15 protein-coding genes and 1 tRNA gene are annotated in these 17,396 nt (G+C 54.1%); 8 read left to right on the top strand and 8 right to left on the bottom strand.

Annotation, left to right across the window (positions count from 1 at the left end; genetic code table 11):
- Nucleotides 1-18: 18 nt before the first annotated feature.
- Nucleotides 19-2,202, bottom strand: a complete 2,184-nt coding sequence (locus B2R48_RS16315; RefSeq protein ID WP_297002559.1) for a tetratricopeptide repeat protein — start codon at nt 2,200-2,202, stop codon at nt 19-21.
- Nucleotides 2,203-2,325: 123 nt separating this feature from the next.
- Nucleotides 2,326-2,402: transfer RNA gene (locus tag B2R48_RS16310), tRNA-His, on the bottom strand.
- Between the two features lie 330 nt (nt 2,403-2,732).
- Here B2R48_RS16310 and B2R48_RS16305 point away from each other — a divergent pair.
- Nucleotides 2,733-3,734, top strand: coding sequence for a Gfo/Idh/MocA family protein (locus tag B2R48_RS16305; protein ID WP_297002557.1), 1,002 nt, complete (start codon nt 2,733-2,735; stop codon nt 3,732-3,734).
- A 63-nt stretch (nt 3,735-3,797) separates the two neighbouring features.
- Here B2R48_RS16305 and B2R48_RS16300 read toward each other — a convergent pair whose 3' ends face one another.
- Nucleotides 3,798-4,667, bottom strand: a complete 870-nt coding sequence (locus tag B2R48_RS16300) for a LysR family transcriptional regulator (RefSeq protein WP_297002555.1) — start codon at nt 4,665-4,667, stop codon at nt 3,798-3,800.
- 135 nt (nt 4,668-4,802) lie between these two features.
- On the opposite strand from B2R48_RS16300, the gene B2R48_RS16295 reads away from it, so the two are divergent.
- Nucleotides 4,803-5,153 (top strand): rhodanese-like domain-containing protein, encoded by a 351-nt coding sequence (locus tag B2R48_RS16295; RefSeq protein ID WP_297002553.1) that lies wholly within the window; start codon nt 4,803-4,805, stop codon nt 5,151-5,153.
- A 101-nt stretch (nt 5,154-5,254) separates the two neighbouring features.
- Here B2R48_RS16295 and B2R48_RS16290 read toward each other — a convergent pair whose 3' ends face one another.
- Together B2R48_RS16290 and B2R48_RS16285 are read right to left on the bottom strand one after the other, a co-directional pair.
- A complete protein-coding gene (locus B2R48_RS16290) occupies nt 5,255-5,890 on the bottom strand; it encodes a hypothetical protein (protein WP_297002551.1) in 636 nt (211 codons plus the stop codon).
- 14 nt (nt 5,891-5,904) lie between these two features.
- Nucleotides 5,905-7,077 carry an aminotransferase gene (locus B2R48_RS16285; RefSeq protein WP_297002549.1) on the bottom strand — a complete coding sequence of 391 codons (1,173 nt, stop codon included), beginning with the start codon at nt 7,075-7,077 and terminating at the stop codon, nt 5,905-5,907.
- 389 nt (nt 7,078-7,466) lie between these two features.
- On the opposite strand from B2R48_RS16285, the gene B2R48_RS16280 reads away from it, so the two are divergent.
- The 3 genes from B2R48_RS16280 (at nt 7,467) to B2R48_RS16270 (ending at nt 11,181) form a co-directional block, all read left to right on the top strand.
- Nucleotides 7,467-7,805: a P-II family nitrogen regulator gene (locus tag B2R48_RS16280; protein WP_007091888.1), complete on the top strand. Its 339-nt coding sequence runs from the start codon at nt 7,467-7,469 to the stop codon at nt 7,803-7,805.
- Nucleotides 7,806-7,867: 62 nt separating this feature from the next.
- Complete coding sequence (glnA, locus tag B2R48_RS16275; protein WP_062957872.1) at nt 7,868-9,277, top strand: type I glutamate--ammonia ligase; 1,410 nt, start codon at nt 7,868-7,870, stop codon at nt 9,275-9,277.
- Nucleotides 9,278-9,414: 137 nt separating this feature from the next.
- Nucleotides 9,415-11,181, top strand: coding sequence for a tetratricopeptide repeat-containing sulfotransferase family protein (locus B2R48_RS16270; RefSeq protein ID WP_297002548.1), 1,767 nt, complete (start codon nt 9,415-9,417; stop codon nt 11,179-11,181).
- A 30-nt stretch (nt 11,182-11,211) separates the two neighbouring features.
- On the opposite strand, the gene B2R48_RS16265 is transcribed toward B2R48_RS16270, so the two are convergent.
- Both B2R48_RS16265 and B2R48_RS16260 read right to left on the bottom strand, forming a co-directional pair.
- Nucleotides 11,212-12,867: a diguanylate cyclase domain-containing protein gene (locus B2R48_RS16265; RefSeq protein ID WP_297002547.1), complete on the bottom strand. Its 1,656-nt coding sequence runs from the start codon at nt 12,865-12,867 to the stop codon at nt 11,212-11,214.
- Nucleotides 12,868-13,046: 179 nt separating this feature from the next.
- Nucleotides 13,047-13,379 carry a hypothetical protein gene (locus B2R48_RS16260; protein ID WP_062957869.1) on the bottom strand — a complete coding sequence of 111 codons (333 nt, stop codon included), beginning with the start codon at nt 13,377-13,379 and terminating at the stop codon, nt 13,047-13,049.
- A 199-nt stretch (nt 13,380-13,578) separates the two neighbouring features.
- On the opposite strand from B2R48_RS16260, the gene B2R48_RS16255 reads away from it, so the two are divergent.
- The 3 genes from B2R48_RS16255 to B2R48_RS16245 all read left to right on the top strand — a co-directional run bounded on the left by B2R48_RS16255 (nt 13,579) and on the right by B2R48_RS16245 (nt 16,359).
- The gene (locus B2R48_RS16255; RefSeq protein WP_213474537.1) at nt 13,579-13,983 is read left to right on the top strand and encodes an OsmC family protein; all 405 of its coding nucleotides are present in this window, start codon (nt 13,579-13,581) and stop codon (nt 13,981-13,983) included.
- 150 nt (nt 13,984-14,133) lie between these two features.
- The gene (locus B2R48_RS16250; RefSeq protein WP_297002546.1) at nt 14,134-15,423 is read left to right on the top strand and encodes an alpha/beta hydrolase; all 1,290 of its coding nucleotides are present in this window, start codon (nt 14,134-14,136) and stop codon (nt 15,421-15,423) included.
- Between the two features lie 15 nt (nt 15,424-15,438).
- Nucleotides 15,439-16,359, top strand: coding sequence for an alpha/beta fold hydrolase (locus B2R48_RS16245; RefSeq protein ID WP_297002545.1), 921 nt, complete (start codon nt 15,439-15,441; stop codon nt 16,357-16,359).
- A gap of 3 nt (nt 16,360-16,362) precedes the next feature.
- On the opposite strand, the gene B2R48_RS16240 is transcribed toward B2R48_RS16245, so the two are convergent.
- Nucleotides 16,363-17,337: an adenosine deaminase gene (locus B2R48_RS16240; protein WP_297002544.1), complete on the bottom strand. Its 975-nt coding sequence runs from the start codon at nt 17,335-17,337 to the stop codon at nt 16,363-16,365.
- Between the last annotated feature and the right edge of the window lie 59 nt (nt 17,338-17,396).

Raw genomic sequence — 17,396 nt, 5'->3', positions numbered from 1 at the left:
GATCACAATCGGACACGCCTAGATACTCACGGCAATATCCGAAAATGCTTCTCCTGCCAGTCTTTGGGCAAAAGCCTGCTCCAGCCCCTGCTCAAACCCGCGGGTGTAGCCTTCGGTATCAAACAGCGGCTTGGTCTGTCGGTTGGCTGCAAGTTTGGTGCGCAGTTCTGCCAGCATGTCCGGATTTTGCGCGAGCTTGAGGATGAGCTCCTCATAGGCCTCTGGCGTGTCTGTGATCAGCTCCGGCAGGCCAATGGCCGAAAGCAGGCTGGCGGCAACACGGGCGGCAAACTGTTTGCCCGCCAGAGTCACCACCGGCAACCCGGCCCAAAGCGCATCACTGGCGGTCGTATGGGCGTTGACGTTGAAGGTATCGATAAACAGATCGGCGTGGCGCAAACGGGCGAGATGTTCGGATTGCGGCATGTAACCGGCAAAGATCAGCCGGTCGCCCGAGATACCGTGCTTTTCCGCCGCCGCACGCAGGTTGGCCTTGGCGACATCATTATTGCACCAAAGCCAGAGCACGCTGCCCTCCACCTTCTTCATCACCCGCATCCAGATGGCAAATTCGCTTGGCATGATTTTGTAGTTGTTGTTGAGACAACAAAACACAAAGCCATCTTCGGGCAGGTCAAGCTCGGCACGTGTTATCGGCTTGCTCGATATTTCGCGCGTATTGTCATTGGGCTGATAGCAATCGGGAAGATAAATGATCTTCTCGTGATAACCGCTGCGCTGTTCGGGCGGAATGACGACCGGATCGGCCACGATATAATCAATGAAATCCGCACCAAGCGTGCCGGGATAGCCAAGGTAGCTGATCTGCACGGGGGCCAGGCGTTTGGCAAACGGTTCCAGGCGGCCATCGCGGGTATAGCCCTTGAGATCAATCGCGATATCAAGGTTCTGTTCACGGGCAAGCTTGGTCAGATCACCATCGGAGATGCCCTGCACATCAAAGAACTGATCAACGTTTTCAAGCACCTGATCGCGCTGTGCGTCGGTTTTGCTTTTGCCATAGCTGAAGACGAAGATTTCGAACTTTGATCTGTCATGATGGCGCAAAATGCCTGCCATGAGGAACATGGTCGCATGATCATGAAAATCGGCCGAGAAATAGCCAAGCCTGATTTTGCGCCCGTCCGCCGGGGTCGGCTGGATCGTCGATACCGGGGCCGCCGCCGAGAAATGGCTTTTCGCCCAGTTGCGCGAACGGGCAAGTTGATGTGCGGGATGATCCTCAAACGGCAACAGCGGGAATGGCAGGGCCGCCTCGCCGGTCACACCAAGCTCGGCACCATATTGATCAAACAGGTCGCACGCCCGCCAGTCACACAATTGGCTTTGCTCACGCAGTTGTTCGACCATTGCCAAAACATAACCCGGCTTGACCGCAAGGGCGCGTTGATAGGCCTCAATCGCCTCTGGGCCGGATTTAAGCTCTGCCATCGTTTGGCCCAGTCCGTACCAGGCCTCGGCCAGTTTCGGTTGCAGCTTGAGCGTCTTGAAATATTGCTGTTTGGCGTCCTCAAGCAGTTCACGTTCGCGGAGCGTATTGGCAAGATTATAGTGCGCGTCGACATAATCGGCCTTGCGCGCAATCGCGTTCATATAACAGCTCTGGGCTTCTTCAAGTTTGCCCGCACCTTTAAGGATATTGCCCAGATTGTTGTGCGCCTCGGGAAACTCCGGGGAGGCCGCAATGACGGCGCGGTAGCACTGCTCTGCCTCAGACAGCTTGCCAAGACGTTCAAGGATGACACCAAGATTGCTTTTGGCGGCAACCATATCGGGTTGCAGATTTACAACCTGACGCAGGGCCTGTTCGGCGTCATCAAGCAGGTTCAGATTGCTGCTGACGGCTGCGCGAAAGTTCCAAAGCTTGGCAGATTTGCCATACTGGCCCAAAAGCTGCCCGGTCATGGCATGGACATCTTGCAGGCGACCGGCCTGATAGGCTTGTGAAAGTTTGGCAAAGACTTCAGCCGGGGGTTCGCCTGCGGCCCCGGATGCGCCGCCCTTTGCACCCATAGCCGGTTTGACAGGGCCGCTTAACTCGGCCAGAGCCGTTTTGACGCGTTCGTTTTTCGGATAATCAGCAAGGATCGCCTCATACAGGGCGCGCGCCTCGGCCATTTCGCCTTTGCGCATATGCGCCTTTGCGCGCTTCATTGCCTGATCAACTTTGAGCTTCGCCATACGACCCCGAACCTTGATGTTTTCGGGCAGTCTAGATGATAAACCGTCAAAGGCAACCGGGCCGGGGCAAAATCGACCGCAAAAGACAAAAGGCCAGGCATTTCTGCCTGACCTTTTCACAAATGGGGCGAGTGATGGGACTTGAACCCACGGCCCCCAGTGCCACAAACTGGTGCTCTAACCACCTGAGCTACACCCGCCATCGTGTGGCGCGGTTTATATGGCCCGAGGCCCTCAACGTCAAGCGCATATTTTCAATTTTTTCCCCTGATTTCGGCCAAGTTGTTCAAAGCGCCGATTTTTGCGGGCTTGAGCCATCCGCAACCGGTTTCTTCATCCATTCCTATCCGTAAAATGGGCACCCCACCCGTCTGAACATCTTGCATCCCTGACCACATGCCTTAATTAATTTGGTTCAATAACAAGCCATTGCCAAAACACAGGCTGTCAGAACCCCCATATATAAAGGGTTGCCTGCTTGTCCTGAGGTGGAAATGGCCACAAAAGAGAAAAACAGACGGAGTATCGGAATGAAGTGGGGCGTTCTTAGCACCGCCAAGATCGGCACGGAAAAGGTTATTCCGGCCATGCAGGAAAGCGATCAGCTTGAAATCCTGGCCATTGCCGGTCGCGATCTTGAAAAGACCCGCGAGGTCGCAGAAAACATGCGCATTCCGCGCGCCTATGGTTCGTATGAAGAACTGCTGGCCGATCCGTCGATTGAGGCGATCTATAATCCCCTGCCCAACCATTTGCACGTGGAATGGTCAATCAAGGCGCTTGAGGCCGGTAAACATGTTCTGTGTGAAAAGCCGATCGGCCTTCATACCGAAGACGCCAAACGCCTGATCGAGGCGCGTGACAAAAGCGGCAAGCAGGTGCTTGAGGCCTTCATGGTCCGCCACCATCCGCAATGGCTTGAGGCTCGCAAGATCGTTGAAAGCGGCCAGATCGGTCAGCTCAACACGGTGCAAAGCATCTTTACCTATTTCAATGCTGATCCGAATAATGTGCGCAACAAAAAGGACATTGGCGGCGGCGGATTGCTTGATATCGGCTGCTACTGCATTGTCGGCCCGCGCTTCATCACCGGCAAGGAACCAATCCGTGTGGTGTCATTGATGGACAAGGATCCGAAATTCGGAACCGATCGTCTGGTATCGGGCATGCTCGATTTCGGTTCGGGCCTGCAGGCAAGCTTTGTGTGCGGCACACAATCGGCCGCTGTTCAGCGCGTGCATATCCTTGGTACCGAAGGCCGGATTGAAATCCTGATGCCGTTCAATCCCGTGTCGGAAAACGAAGCCGTCATTCGCGTCGCGGGCCAGAAACAACCGGGCTTTGACGAAGCACGCGAAATCAAATTCCCGGTTTGCAACCACTACACCCTGCAGGGTGAGGCAGCCACCGCGATCTTCAAGGGGGACAGCCCGATCGATTACCCAATCGAGGACGCGATTGCCAATATGCAGATTCTCGATGCCTTTGCCCGCTCCGCAAAGACCGGCAGCTGGGAAATGGTCAAATCCTGATCAACGCAGTGCAAATATCAAGATACAGCAAAAGCCGGGGAAACCCGGCTTTTTCTTTGCCCGTCATGCGCCCGCAAACAGGGCGGATTTGGCCCTAAGTCGCGGGAACATGAAATCATTGAACGCCCGAATGCGCGGCACAGCCTTAAGATCGCGGTGCATCAAGATCCAAAGATCATTATCAAGCCCGTCAATCGCATCACCAAGGATGCTGATATTGGAAAACGCACCGGCAAGAAACATCGGCAGCACCGCATAGCCCGCCCCGGCATTCACCAGCCGTGCAACATTCAAAAGCGAATTGCTGCGCATCGTGACATGCTGTTCCTGGAAATGCTTGTCGCGCCACTGGGCGGCCTTGATATGGGCAAGGCTTTCATCGCAAGTGATCCATGGCCCATCACCGTCCTTGGGATCACCCATGCCCTTTGCCGCACAGACCACAGATCGGATCGGGGCGATTTGCCGCCCGACAAGGTTTTCATTCGGCGCATTGCTGGGCCGGATTGCGATATCGGCATCATGCCGGTTCAGGTCATAAAACCGGTTGTCGGTCACGACATGTACAGTGATCTCAGGATAGGCCGTGGCAAAAGCGGCCAGATCATCGGCCAGCACCGCGTGAAGCAACGTATCTGTCGTGGTTAATCGCACCGTGCCGGTTGGCCGGATATCCTGCCCCGCAAGGGTACGGGCAAGAACGGCCATTTCCGCCTCAAGGTTTTCAGCGGTCTGCATCGCTGCCAGACCGGAACTGGTCGGCTGATAGTCGCCCTGCTGACGCTCAAACAGCTTGGCACCAAGGCGACTTTCGATGTCGGCCATCCGCCGAAACAATGTGGAATGATGAAGACCACATTGTCTGGCAGCCTGAGTAATGCTGCGTGCCCGCCCCACCGCCAGTACCAGTTTCAGATCATCCCATTCCAGCATGTGCACCCCTCCAACTGCGCCGCCCAACAATTCGCATTATTGCACACAATGTTTGAATTATCACAAATTTACTTCGCACCATTGCACATCAATACTGATCCCATCACCAACAACAATCCAGATGGAGATTGGAAAATGAGCAACACAATCACCCGTGACGAACTCAAGGCCGCCCTTGGCACCGCCAACGCACCCACCCTGATCGAGGCGCTTCCGCCGCGGTATTATGTTGATGCCCACCTGCCCGGCGCGATCAACATCCCCCATGACGGCATTGATGAAAACGTGAAGCAGATCCTGCCCGATTTGAATGCACCGATTGTTGTTTATTGCGCCAATGGTCCGTGCAAGAACTCCGGCATCGCCCGAATGGCACTGACCAAGCTTGGTTACAGCAATGTGCGGGATTACCACGAAGGCAAAAGTGACTGGCGCGAAGCGGGCCTGCCGCTTCAGGGGCAAGGCGCACTTGAACAAACCGCGTAACGCATAATCCCCCACTGCGTCAGCAAAACGGGCCGACACTTTCATGTCGGCCCGTTGTATTTTCATTAATCAAACCGTGAACTTGCGTGTTATGACACAAGTCAGTTCACGAGCCGTTGCAACCAACGCCCCCAACCAATCAAGAACCGATGAAAATCAGTCAGAGAAAGCCGAAGAATCTGACTACCCGCTCCTCTACGCAAATCACAAACGAAAGCTAAATAGGACGCAGGTCCATCGTAGCTAGTTCTCCCATGCTCATCGAGATACGCTACGTTTCCATGCGCTAAAGAATGGCGAAAACACTCTGCCACATCCCCCAGTGTCAGCTCATTCTTAGCATCAATGGCAGCTTGCTCATTTAACGCAACTTCTACGAATTCAGGAAGCCCATTAGGAACCAAGAAAATTCGAGGTTTCTTGTGCTCAGTTTTGTAGTAGGCCCAATTTCCGCAGTGTATCCAATCGACATCACTCATATTTAATTTCATGGCGCGACGGAACACAGACACGGCTTCACGATCTATAACGATCTCTCGAGCACGATCATGCTTTAGATCAAAACGCTCAAACGGCAGAATGATCATAGGCATTGCCATGGACAAAAGAAATGTAGCTGTCAGACTTCCTCTTCCATCATCAGCCTTCAGGCTCTCCTCAACGATAGGATACAAACCTTCGAGAAGAGTTAGTCCGCGCGCGGGGATCTCAGCTCCATAGACTTTTGGTATCCCCACGGCGCTCTCCTGATTTAACGAGCAAAAGCCTTTTTCATGCGTGCAATCGCTTCGTCCATTTTGGCTTCGTCCTTGCAGAAGCAGAACCGCACGAAGTTGCGCACCCCGCCATCTTCGCCCTGATAGAAGGCCGAGACGGGGATCGCCACCACCCCGGCTTCCTTGATCATGATCTGGCAAAACTCGACATCATCGCAGTCATAGCCAAGCGGACGGAAATCACAGGTGATGAAGTAAGTGCCCTGGGAATCGAGCACATCAAACCCGACCTCCTTCAGCCCCTTCATCAGGTAATTGCGCTTGGCTTCCATTTCGGCGGTGAAGTTCTCGAAATAGGCGTCGTCCTTGTTCAGACCGAATGCCACGCCATGCTGAAGGGCGGGTGATACGGTAAAGACAAGGAACTGATGCGCCTTCTTGATCGGCTCCATCAGTTTGGCGCAGGCCGTAATATAGCCGATCTTCCACCCCGTAAGCGAAAAGGTCTTGCCGGCTGATCCAATGCGCACGGTGCGTTCATGCATCCCGGGTAGCGTCATCAAAGGTGTATGCTTGCGCCCGTCAAAGACAAGATGCTCGTAGACCTCGTCACACAGCGCGATCACGTCATGCTTGATGCACAGATCGGCGATGAATTGCAGCTCGTCTTCGCGATAGACTTTAGAGCACGGGTTTTGCGGCGAATTGAGCAAGATCAGCTTGGTTTTGTCGGAAAACGCGGCTTCAAGCTCTTCGCGCGGCAGCTCCCATTCCGGCGGGGTCACACGCACCAGCTTGGGGATGCCGCCTGCCAGTTTCACCATCGGCAGGTAGCTGTCATAAAGCGGCTCGATCAGGATGACTTCATCGCCCGGTGCAACCAGACCAAGAATGACATCGGCCAGACCTTCGGTCGCACCGACCGAGACCAGCACTTCTTTCTTGGGGTCGACCTCGATTCCATAAAACCGTTTGTTGTGATCGGCAACCGCCTGAAGCAATTCCGGAACACCGGCCAAAGGCGGGTATTGGTTGGACATATCGGTCAGTGATTTTGCCGCGACCTCGCGGATATCGGCCGGGCCGTCTTCATCTGGCGCGCCCTGCCCCAGATTGATGGCCTTGTGCTTCAGGGCCAGCTCATTCATCACTTCAAAGATTGTAATCCCGCCAGAAGCGAAAAGCGGATTGCCGACAAATTCGGTCATGAGGCGTCCTTTATATTATGGTCGTTCACCGGATGGTGGCCTCCGGTCGAGTCCCGATCATCGTGCACATTTTCGCATCTGATAGAACCCTTTCATAGAAAATCCTGTTGCATGATGGCCCCCGATTGGCAAGTCCGGAACCAATCAAATGCCCCCACGTGCCTGTCAAATCGGTCATTTGCATATTTTTTGAACATCTTGCCTAAAACGCAGTCAGCGACAAGGTGGAAAATCGTAAAAATTTCATGGGTTTTGCTGGGTTTTCGCAACGAGAATCCTTAGAATGCCGTGGCCGGTAAAAACTGGCATGGTCCGTGCAATAGTCAGCGGGCGAAGCATTACGCTTTACAGAGTTCAACGCAACTCTCGCCAAAAAGCAGAGGGCGCTAATGAAAAAAATTGAAGCCATCATCAAGCCGTTCAAGCTTGACGAGGTAAAAGAGGCCCTTCAAGAGATCGGTCTCAAAGGGATTACCGTTACCGAAGCCAAAGGTTTCGGACGTCAGAAAGGTCATACGGAGCTGTATCGCGGCGCCGAATACGTTGTGGACTTTCTGCCGAAGGTAAAGCTGGAAATCGTTGTCGAGGACACGCTGGTTGAGCGTGCGATTGAGGCAATCCAGCAAGCCGCTCATACCGGGCGTATCGGCGACGGTAAAATTTTCGTTTCCTCACTCGAGGACGCGATCCGTATTCGTACTGGTGAACGGGGTAACGACGCGATCTGATCGGTCACGCCACGCTAAGAACACCATACGGTAACTGTTTATGAGTTTTAAAGGGTTGCATCATGTCTGACGCTGCTTCTGTACTTAATCTGATCAAAGAAAAAGGCATCCAGTTTGTCGATCTGCGCTTTACCGATTCCAAAGGTAAATGGCAGCACACCGCGCAGGATATCTGCACGATCGACGAAGACGTCTTTGTTGACGGCATCATGTTCGACGGTTCGTCGATCGCCGGTTGGAAAGACATCAACGAATCTGACATGATTCTGATGCCGGATCCGGCAACCGCTGTTGTTGATCCGTTCACCGCTCAGCCTTGCCTGATCCTGTTCTGCGACGTTATCGAACCGGCCACCGGCCAGGGTTACGAGCGTTGCCCGCGTTCGACCGCGAAACGCGCACTGGCTTATATGAAGTCGGCTGGCATCGGCGACACCGCATTCTTCGGCGCAGAGCCGGAATTCTTCCTGTTCGACGACGTCCGTTGGAGCACCTCGCAGGAGAGCATGGCGTACGCGCTTGACTCCGAAGAAGGTCCGTACAACACCGGCACCGAATTCGAAGGCGGCAACCGCGGCCACCGTCCGGGTCCGAAGGGTGGTTACTTCCCGGTCCCGCCGGTTGACTCGGCAAACGACATCCGTGCCGAAATGGTCAACTACATCAACGAAATGGGCGTGCGTTGCGAAAAGCACCACCACGAAGTTGCTCCGTCGCAGCACGAACTGGGTATCGCATTCGGCACCCTGATCGAACATGCCGACGCCATCCAGATCTACAAGTACTGCATCCAGATGGTTGCACACCAGTATGGCAAAACCGCAACCTTCATGCCGAAGCCGATCTTCGGTGACAACGGTTCGGGCATGCATACCCACCAGTCGATCTGGCACGAAGGCAAGCCGCTGTTCGCAGGTAACGGCTATGCTGACCTGTCTGACACCGCCCTGTACTACATCGGTGGTATCATCAAGCATGCCAAGGCTCTGAACGCCTTCACCAACCCGTCGACCAACTCCTACAAGCGTCTGGTCCCGGGCTTCGAAGCACCGGTTCTGCTGGCATATTCTGCACGTAACCGTTCTGCATCCTGCCGTATCCCGTACACCGCATCGCCGAAAGGCAAGCGCGTCGAGATCCGCTTCCCGGATGCGATGGCCAACCCGTACCTCGCCTTCACCGCGATGCTGATGGCTGGCCTTGACGGTATCGAAAACAAGATCCACCCGGGCGAAGCAATGGACAAAAACCTCTATGACCTTCCGCCGGAAGAGCTCAAAGAAGTTCCGACCGTTTGCGGCTCGCTGCGTGAAGCTCTTGAAAGCCTCGATGCAGACCGCGAGTTCCTGAAAAAAGGCGACGTCATGACCGACGACCTGATTGAAGCTTACATTGAGCTCAAAATGGAAGAAGTCATTCGCTTCGAACAGGCTCCGCACCCGGTCGAATTCGACATGTACTACAGCGCATAATCTTCCTTTTGGAAGACCATGCTTACGGGAAACGCCCGGCCAGTTGGCCGGGCGTTTTTCGTTTCAGCTTAAACAGTTTGCTTACCCCTTGCGCTTAAGGTTGACCTGATCTTTCGTATCAGGATTTAATCATCTCCATGAGCAAGGCAGCGTCAAAGCCCAGTTTCGCGGAAAAACGCAATCGCCAAAAGGCCGACAAACTGATCCATGCCGCGCAAAGCGCATTGGCGTCAGGCAAGGTGGGTGATGCTCTTGAACATGCGCGACAGGCATTGGCACTGGTTCCGGATTATGGTGCTGCCCATCTGGTTACTGCCCAAATTTACCGTGCGACGGGCAATCTGAATGAAGCGGCAAAAGTCCTGCAGACTGCCTGCAACCTGCCCGACACAAAAATTGAATATTTCCGCGAGCTGGCTGGTATTTTTGCTGCAAGCAAGCGGTATGATCTGGTGCAACAGATCCTGTTTGCGGCTATCCGGAAATTTCCCACGCATGCCCAGACTTACAGTGACCTTGGTGTCTACCTCATTCAGGGTGATCACATTACCCAGGGCATAGCGATCCTCGAGAAGGCTGTTAATCTCGCTCCCAATGACTGGGGTGCACTTACCAATCTGGGATCGGCACTTCTCAAGGTTGGACGTGTGCGCGAAGCACTGCAATATCTTGGTCGTGCAGAAGAACTCGCCCCGGATGAACCGGATCGCCGGATCAGTAACTTGCTTCAGATCGGTGAAGCGAAACGTCATATGGGTGATCTTGACAGTGCTGCGGAATACTTCCGAAAAGCAATTGACGAGAACCCCAAGTCGGGACGTGCATGGCATGATCTTGCAGATGTGACGAAGTTTAAGCCAGACAGTCCCGAAACCGCGGCGATGGTCGATATCCTGAATGCAAATAAGGATAAACTGGCCAAAGTTGACCGCGAAATGATCGGCTTCGCACTGGGCAAGGCCTATATCGATAGCAAGAATCCCAAACAGGCGATTTTTCACCTTGATCGCGCCAATGCGTTGCGTCGTCAGGATTTTGCCAAGGATACCCCCACGCGAAAGGCCTATGATTCAAAAAATGCCTGCGAACGCGTACGCGCAATAGCAGACTACTTTCCAGCCACACTGTTTGAAAACCTGCCGGAAAAGACCGGTGATGGCCCGGACCACGCATTTATCGTGGGCATGCCCCGCTGTGGCAGCACCCTAACGGAGCAAATTCTTGGCAGTCATCCCGAAACGCTGCCCACCGGCGAATTGCGCAGCTTGCCGAAATACAAGGATCGGCTGTTTGGCACCACCTTCCCCAGTCAGCCCGAAGACCATACCAAGATCAGAAATCAGGCCATGCTGACGGAACTTGCGAAGCTTTATCGCGACGAAGTCCAGGCGATGTTCACGCCGTCGTCAACGACCAAAATCATTATCGACAAGATGCTGGGGAACTTCGCCTGGGCTGGCTTGATTCTGCTTTCGGTGCCTGGCGCCAAGATCATTCATTGCCGCCGCAACCCGGTGGATACGTGCCTGTCTTGCTATTCCAAGCGCTTCGCCAATCTGCAGGTCTATGCCTACGACCAAACCGAGCTGGGTCACTACTATCGCGCTTATGAAGACCTGATGGCACATTGGCGCGCTGTGTTACCCAAGGACCGATTTATCGAGGTAACCTACGAAGACCTCGTCGCCGATATCGAACCTGAAGCCCGCAGACTGATCGAATTTCTGGGTCTGCCCTGGAATGATGCCGTGCTTGACTTCCACAAGACGGAACGTTTGGTCCGAACCGCGAGTGCCGCGCAGGTTCGTCAGGGCATCTATCAAACCAGCGTTGAACGCTGGAAGCCCTACGCCCCCTATATCCAGCCGCTCCTGACCGCCCTCGGTATCGAAACACGCGACTGACCAACAGACGCAACGCGCAGCTTTGCCCGCTTAGCCGTCGCTATGGAGATCTGGTTCCAGTTCGGGGGTATACAAGCAATATTGCGCCTTGCCCGCTGCTTTGGCTTCGTACATTGCCTTGTCGGCACGGCGGAGTTGCTCGCTCATATCGCAGGAACCGCCGTCAAACACAGACAGTCCAATTGAGGCCGATATGCCGCAGTCATGTCCTTCCCAGACAAATGGCTGGCTCATTTCGGCAAGTATGGCATCGGCCACCGCGCTCATTTCCTTTTCGCCACCCTTATTCAAGAACAGCAAGGTGAACTCGTCACCGCCAAGGCGTGCGACTTCTTCTGCCCGGCGCGCCGCACGCTTCAGGCGCTTGCCGGTTTCCACAAGCACCCAGTCACCAGCCGCATGGCCTTGCGTGTCGTTCAGCTGCTTGAAGCCATCAAGATCAAGAATAAAGATCGCCGCCGGGGTATCTGTCCCGCGCAGGACATTTTCACACTGATCAAGTTTCTGCATGAAACGCGCGCGGTTGGCCAACCCGGTCAGTTCATCGTTGTTGGCCTTGTTTTGCAGTTCGCGCGCGGCGTGTTTTTGCTTGGTGATGTCACTGGTCCACCAAAGAACGGCGTCTTCGCCTTCGAATGAAAGGGGTTCAATTGACGTCTTGAGCCAACGGGCATCTGCCATATTCGGTCGGCGCAGGCGGATCTCGACATCCTGCAATTCACCGAGCGCATCCATATCCTTGAGCGACTTTTCACGATAGCGCTCTGAAAGCAGAATGGCGTCAGATGGTTCCTTTTCGTCTTCGATACCAAGCATTTTGGCAAAGGTGGTATTGAAGAACCGAAACACACCGCTATCGCGTTTGGAAATCCCAACCCCGATTGGCGCGCTTTCAAGCAGTTCCGTCAGGCGCTGGGACGCTTCGGCGACTTCTGCCTGGGCCTTTTTCAAGCTGGTCACGTCAATCAACGAGCCAATGGTACCGGCGATCGCCCCGCTTGGCCCCTTAAGCGTTGAAGCAGCGAACAGGGCAACGCATTCCTGATCGGCGATGGCAAAGCTGATCTCGTCGCGGACCTGACCTTCTTTATCGCGCAAGGGGGCTTCGAGTTCACCAACGGTTTTGGCAAGTGATTTCGGCGCGAAATCGGCCATTCTCTTGCCGATTGCATCCTCTGTCCCAAGGCCGAACAGTTCCGCAAAGGCACCGTTACACCGGGTAAGTACCCCGTCGCGATTTTTGAGGTAAACCGGGGTCGGCAAAACATCAATCAGGTGCTGGATAAAGGTTTTGTGATCCGCCAGCGCTTTGGCAAGTTCCTGTGCGCGGCCAACATCGCGCAATACAAGCGCAATCGTCCCGGACGGACCTTCATCGCAGTGCCAAACAAACGGAATTTTGCCCAAACGAAATGCAGGAAGTTCGGAATGCGTGCCCGACGAAATCGCAGCAAGGGCATTTCGCACTGCTCCGACCGCATCACCATCAGTAAATTCGCCATTCTTGGCAAGATAGGCCAAAAGCTGCTTAATCTCTGTGCCCGGTCGCAAGACGGACTTGGCATCAGCTAGGTGCTTTTGCCCAGCAGCATTGACATGCACGACCTTTAGGCCGTCCGGATCAAGAAAAATAAGGCTATCACGTGACAACGCCGCAGTTGCCACCACATCCGCACTGACTGACAAGACACCCGGCGCGCTGCAAAGCAGCGCTCTCCCTTTATACGCGTTTTATGTGATGCCCCAAATCAGACCTTTTAAGTCGGTCTTGTATATTTATGCGCAACCCATTGCATATACTCGAGAATAAGTCATTATTTTTCTTGTTGTACAGATATCAAACAGGAATGTTTACCCGTATATCGCTATTTTTTGGTCGGAAGATCAATGTAGCCGCGATCAATGCAGTGCTCGAGCTCCTTGGCCACGGCCAGCATTTCCTGGAAACTTTCACGCAGATGCTTGAGCTTTGCCAGTTCTTCGGCAGTCGGGTGTTCTTCGGCCCGATCATCGCAAAGATGAAAAGCGAATTTCAGATACTCCGCACGCAGGCGCGCAACCGTAATCATCAGAGGAACGGCATTTTCAACGGACATGTCAGGGATAGCCGGACTGATGATCTCGTGATTGATCTCACGCAGAACATGTTCCATGCCCATCATGAAACGGCTTTTGCTACGCGTCGGGTCCTGTGTCATGTCCGTAACTCCTGCACCATAGGAATCTGAATAATCGCAACATTATCCGCCCGGAAAGTAAAAACTCCTATAACAACTTACCACCCATGGTCGCATTTTCGACCTTTCGGCCCCCGATTGCCCGTGATCGCACCTTGCAGGCACATCCAAGGCGGGCTAGAGGTTAAGGCAACAGTTTATTGCAGATGGGAATTCGATCATGGAAGCGCGTGTAAAGTGGCTTGAGAATCTGACCTTCACCGGCACCAGCGGCACCGGCCACGGCGTCGTCATGGACGGCGACAAGGATAACGGTTTTGGACCAAGTCCAATGGAGATGCTCCTGCTGGGTCTTGGTGGCTGCTCGTCTATTGATGTTGTGCATATCCTCAAGAAGGGCCGTGAAAACGTTCTGGATGTTGAAACCGATGTCAAAGCAGAACGTGCGGAAACCGATCCCAAGGTCTTCACCAAGATCCACCTGCACTTCAAGGTCAAAGGCCAGGATCTGAATGAGACAAAGGTTGGCCGTGCGGTTGAATTGTCGGCAGAAAAATATTGCTCTGCCTCGATCATGCTTTCAAAGGCCGCTGAAGTCACCCATAGCTGGGAACTGATTGAATAGCCGGTTTCGGCCAAGCCAACTGTCCAAAGAAAAGCGATCTGTTCACAGATCGCTTTTTTGTTGCTCGCACCATACCGGTACGCGCGTTAACATCCCTGTTGGCAAAATAACAAACCTCTTCAAACCCGGAAACGGATCGGAGCAAAACCAATGGGCACGTCTCGCATCATTCATACAGGGCTTGCATCCCTTGCCCTTTGTGGTCTTTTGGCGACAGGTGCCTGCGCAACACCCGACACGGCACTTGAACCGTCTGGCGCGGCGATTACGGCCCCTGCCCCGGGAACTTCGTTTGATGATTACGTCCAATCCACCCGCCAGAAACTGCGCGATGTAATTTCCCGAACACGCTTTGCCGGGGAAGAGAAACCGTTTGGGGAACACACCCTAAATCAGGTTGTCGACATGCGCGCACCCTATGCACTTGGACCAGTTGGCGCCACATGCACTGGCAACGATCCCGCTTTGCAGGGAAATGGCCTTGGCTTCCTGATGGTTCATGGCCTTACAGACAGCCCCTATTGGCTAAGTGACATTCGCGACAATTTGCGTGATCGCTTCCCATGCGCGGTCTTCTACGGTGTACTTCTGCCCGGTCACGGCACGGTTCCCGGTGACTTGCTTGATGTGGAATATGAAGACTGGCTTAAGACGGTTCGTTTCGGGTTGAACAGCTTTGACGATGATATTGAACACATCATCCCAATGGGCTTTTCCACCGGCGCAGCCCTGATTGGCCGGGTGTATAGCGAGCAATCAGATAAAGACCGGGTCTCGGCACTTGTCATGCTGTCGCCCGGTCTTGCCGCCAAAAGCGGTCAGGCGTGGCTTACGCCCTATGTACGCTATGTCAAAGACTGGGTCGGTCAGGGCGAAAACAACGACCCGGGCAAATATGGCTCGATGGCAATGAATGCCGCCGCCGAGTTTTACCTTTTGACCGAACCCTATGGCGAAGGCAGCCTGCCTGACTTTGACATCCCGGTGTTCGGGGTTGTCAGCTCAGACGACCAGACCATCAATCCCGATGTCATGCTTGATTTTTATTGCAACAAGGTCACTGCATCCCAAAAACAATTGGTCTGGTATCAGGGCAGGATTACCTCTGCCATGAACCTTCCGGACTGTGCGGGGATTGATGTTGTGCGCTCGGAAAATGATCAGTTGCGCACACTCAATCATGCGCACACGGCCATTACCATGAGCCCGAATGATCCCATCTATGGCCTGGATGGCTCGGCCCCCGATTGCGGGCATTATGACGATCCCGACGCACTTTCACGCTGCCGGACTGGTAATGATGTCATGTATGCGGAACGCAATCTGTTTGATACGGCCCCGGATGGCACGCTTCGCCGCGGAACGTTCAATCCGGATTTCACCGGCATGATGGACAAGATGAAGGATTTCATCACGACATCTGTGACCGCCCAAGAATAACCCCGAAATGTGCGCATGACATTTACGACCGAAACCCTCGAAACGCCGGATGGCATCAAGCTCCGTTTTGGCGTTCAAACACCTGAAAACGCAGGTCAGCACATACTGATCCTGCAAGGGCGCGGCGAATATATCGAACGCTATCAGGAAACCGCCGATGAGCTTGCAGCACGTGGATTTGGCTGTGTGACTTTTGATTTTCGGGGTCATGGCGGCTCGTCACGTGAAACCGATGACCCTGTGATGGGCTACATCCGTGACGTTGCGCACTATATCGCCGACACGGACCATGTCATTGAGCATGTCAAACAGGCACATGGTATAGAATGTCCTTGCGTCCTGACCCACTCGACCGGCGGGCTGGTCGCCATGACGATGATGCTTGATCAACCCGGTCTTTGGGAAAATGCCGTGATGGTCGCCCCGTTTTTCGGGCTGGGTGGGCATGACTGGTTGTCGCTGGCAGCGCAATTCGTTGCTGACAGCATGTGCCGGTATGGGTTCGACAAACAATATCTTCCCGGCCAAGCCAAGCTCAGTCCGCTAGCAGAGTTTGAGCCCGATAACATCCTGACGTCGGATGCAACCCGTTATGCCCGCAACGTCGCGATCCTGAAAGAACACCCTAACCTTGTGGTCGGCGGTGTATCTGCCGGTTGGCTCGATGCCTGTTTCAAGGCACAGGCATCGGTTTCAGACCGCATAGAGCAGATGAAATCCGGTCAATGGTTGCTACCACCAATCACGATGGTGCTGGCCGGAAACGATCAGGTTGTTTCCAATCAGATTACCGAAGACCTGTTTGGCGGCGTTCCGTCCGTGACGATTACGGAAATCCCGGAAGCCCGCCACGAGATCCTTCAGGAGCGCGACCTTTACAGGGACAAGTTCTGGCAAGCCTTTGATGCCCATATCGCACGTTGTCAGACGGCTTGACGATCAAAGCTTGGCGAAAAGATCCGCCTTAATACCGTCATCGACAAAGGCAGCTTCGATGGCCGTACGGGTCAGGCCCCTCAGTTCTTCCGGGGTAAAGCCAAACACCTCTTCAGCACGCTGATATTCAGCCGCAAGCGAAGTAAAGAAGAAAGGCGGATCATCCGACCCCAGAGTGACCTTGACACCGGCATCATAGAATTTGCGCAATGGATGGGATACATAGTCGGGGAACACCGAAAGCGCGATGTTTGACCCCGGGCAAACTTCCAGCACGATGTCGCGCTTGGCCAATGTTTCGACCAGTTTCGGGTCTTCAATCGATCTTACGCCATGGCCAATACGGGTCACTGGCAGCTTTTCAATCGCGTCCCAGACGCTTTGGGGTCCCTGAACTTCGCCAGCATGGGTTGTGCAACCAAGACCACCATCACGGGCGACCCTGAACGCCGGATAGAAATCTTCCTGCGTGAACATGCTTTCATTACCGCCCATGCCAAATCCAACAATGTATGGATGACCACAGGCCACGGTTTCGCGGGCAACCTTCACCGCCACATCCGGTCCGATATGACGCACACAGGTCATGATGATGCGGCCGACAATGCCGGTTTCCTTGTTGGCGCTGTCAATGCCGTCGACCACCGCTGCCAGATGATCATCAAACGACAAGCCACAATCAGCCGCATGGGTCGGGGAACAGAAGATTTCGACATAAATCGCGCCGGCCTTTGCCTGCTCTGTCAGGTAAAAATAGGTCAGGTCGGCGTAATCCTGCTTGGTGCGGATGGCGGCACTTGCCTTGTCGAAGCTATTGAGGAATTCGGGAAAGTCGTTCCAGATGTAGCGATCCTGATCATCGTAAATATCATCAGGCAAGGTCATTCCATTGCGCTTGGCAAAGCTGCGCACAAGTGTGGGCGTCATCGCCCCTTCAAGATGCAAATGCAGCTCTGCCTTTGGAATGGTGCTGTTCATCGCCGTGCTCCGGTTTTCTTGGTATTGAGTTCCGTCTGATACCTTCTAACCCGAAGCAC

It is taken from the genome of Thalassospira sp. UBA848 (genome assembly GCF_002295455.1).
GTDB lineage: Bacteria > Pseudomonadota > Alphaproteobacteria > Rhodospirillales > Thalassospiraceae > Thalassospira.
Note: the sequence above shows the minus strand (reverse complement) of the source record. Positions and strands in the feature narration are given on the sequence as shown.

What these genes read in the sequence shown, in the direction of transcription:
- B2R48_RS16280 (WP_007091888.1), top strand. Translation starts at nt 7,467, where the DNA reads ATGAAAAAAATTGAAGCCATCATCAAGCCGTTCAAGCTTGACGAGGTA.
- B2R48_RS16245 (WP_297002545.1), top strand. Translation starts at nt 15,439, where the DNA reads ATGACATTTACGACCGAAACCCTCGAAACGCCGGATGGCATCAAGCTC.
- glnA (WP_062957872.1), top strand. Translation starts at nt 7,868, where the DNA reads ATGTCTGACGCTGCTTCTGTACTTAATCTGATCAAAGAAAAAGGCATC.
- B2R48_RS16240 (WP_297002544.1), bottom strand. Translation starts at nt 17,337, where the DNA reads ATGAACAGCACCATTCCAAAGGCAGAGCTGCATTTGCATCTTGAAGGG.
- B2R48_RS16260 (WP_062957869.1), bottom strand. Translation starts at nt 13,379, where the DNA reads ATGACACAGGACCCGACGCGTAGCAAAAGCCGTTTCATGATGGGCATG.
- B2R48_RS16300 (WP_297002555.1), bottom strand. Translation starts at nt 4,667, where the DNA reads ATGCTGGAATGGGATGATCTGAAACTGGTACTGGCGGTGGGGCGGGCA.
- B2R48_RS16250 (WP_297002546.1), top strand. Translation starts at nt 14,134, where the DNA reads ATGGGCACGTCTCGCATCATTCATACAGGGCTTGCATCCCTTGCCCTT.
- B2R48_RS16315 (WP_297002559.1), bottom strand. Translation starts at nt 2,202, where the DNA reads ATGGCGAAGCTCAAAGTTGATCAGGCAATGAAGCGCGCAAAGGCGCAT.
- B2R48_RS16285 (WP_297002549.1), bottom strand. Translation starts at nt 7,077, where the DNA reads ATGACCGAATTTGTCGGCAATCCGCTTTTCGCTTCTGGCGGGATTACA.
- B2R48_RS16255 (WP_213474537.1), top strand. Translation starts at nt 13,579, where the DNA reads ATGGAAGCGCGTGTAAAGTGGCTTGAGAATCTGACCTTCACCGGCACC.
- B2R48_RS16270 (WP_297002548.1), top strand. Translation starts at nt 9,415, where the DNA reads ATGAGCAAGGCAGCGTCAAAGCCCAGTTTCGCGGAAAAACGCAATCGC.
- B2R48_RS16295 (WP_297002553.1), top strand. Translation starts at nt 4,803, where the DNA reads ATGAGCAACACAATCACCCGTGACGAACTCAAGGCCGCCCTTGGCACC.
- B2R48_RS16305 (WP_297002557.1), top strand. Translation starts at nt 2,733, where the DNA reads ATGAAGTGGGGCGTTCTTAGCACCGCCAAGATCGGCACGGAAAAGGTT.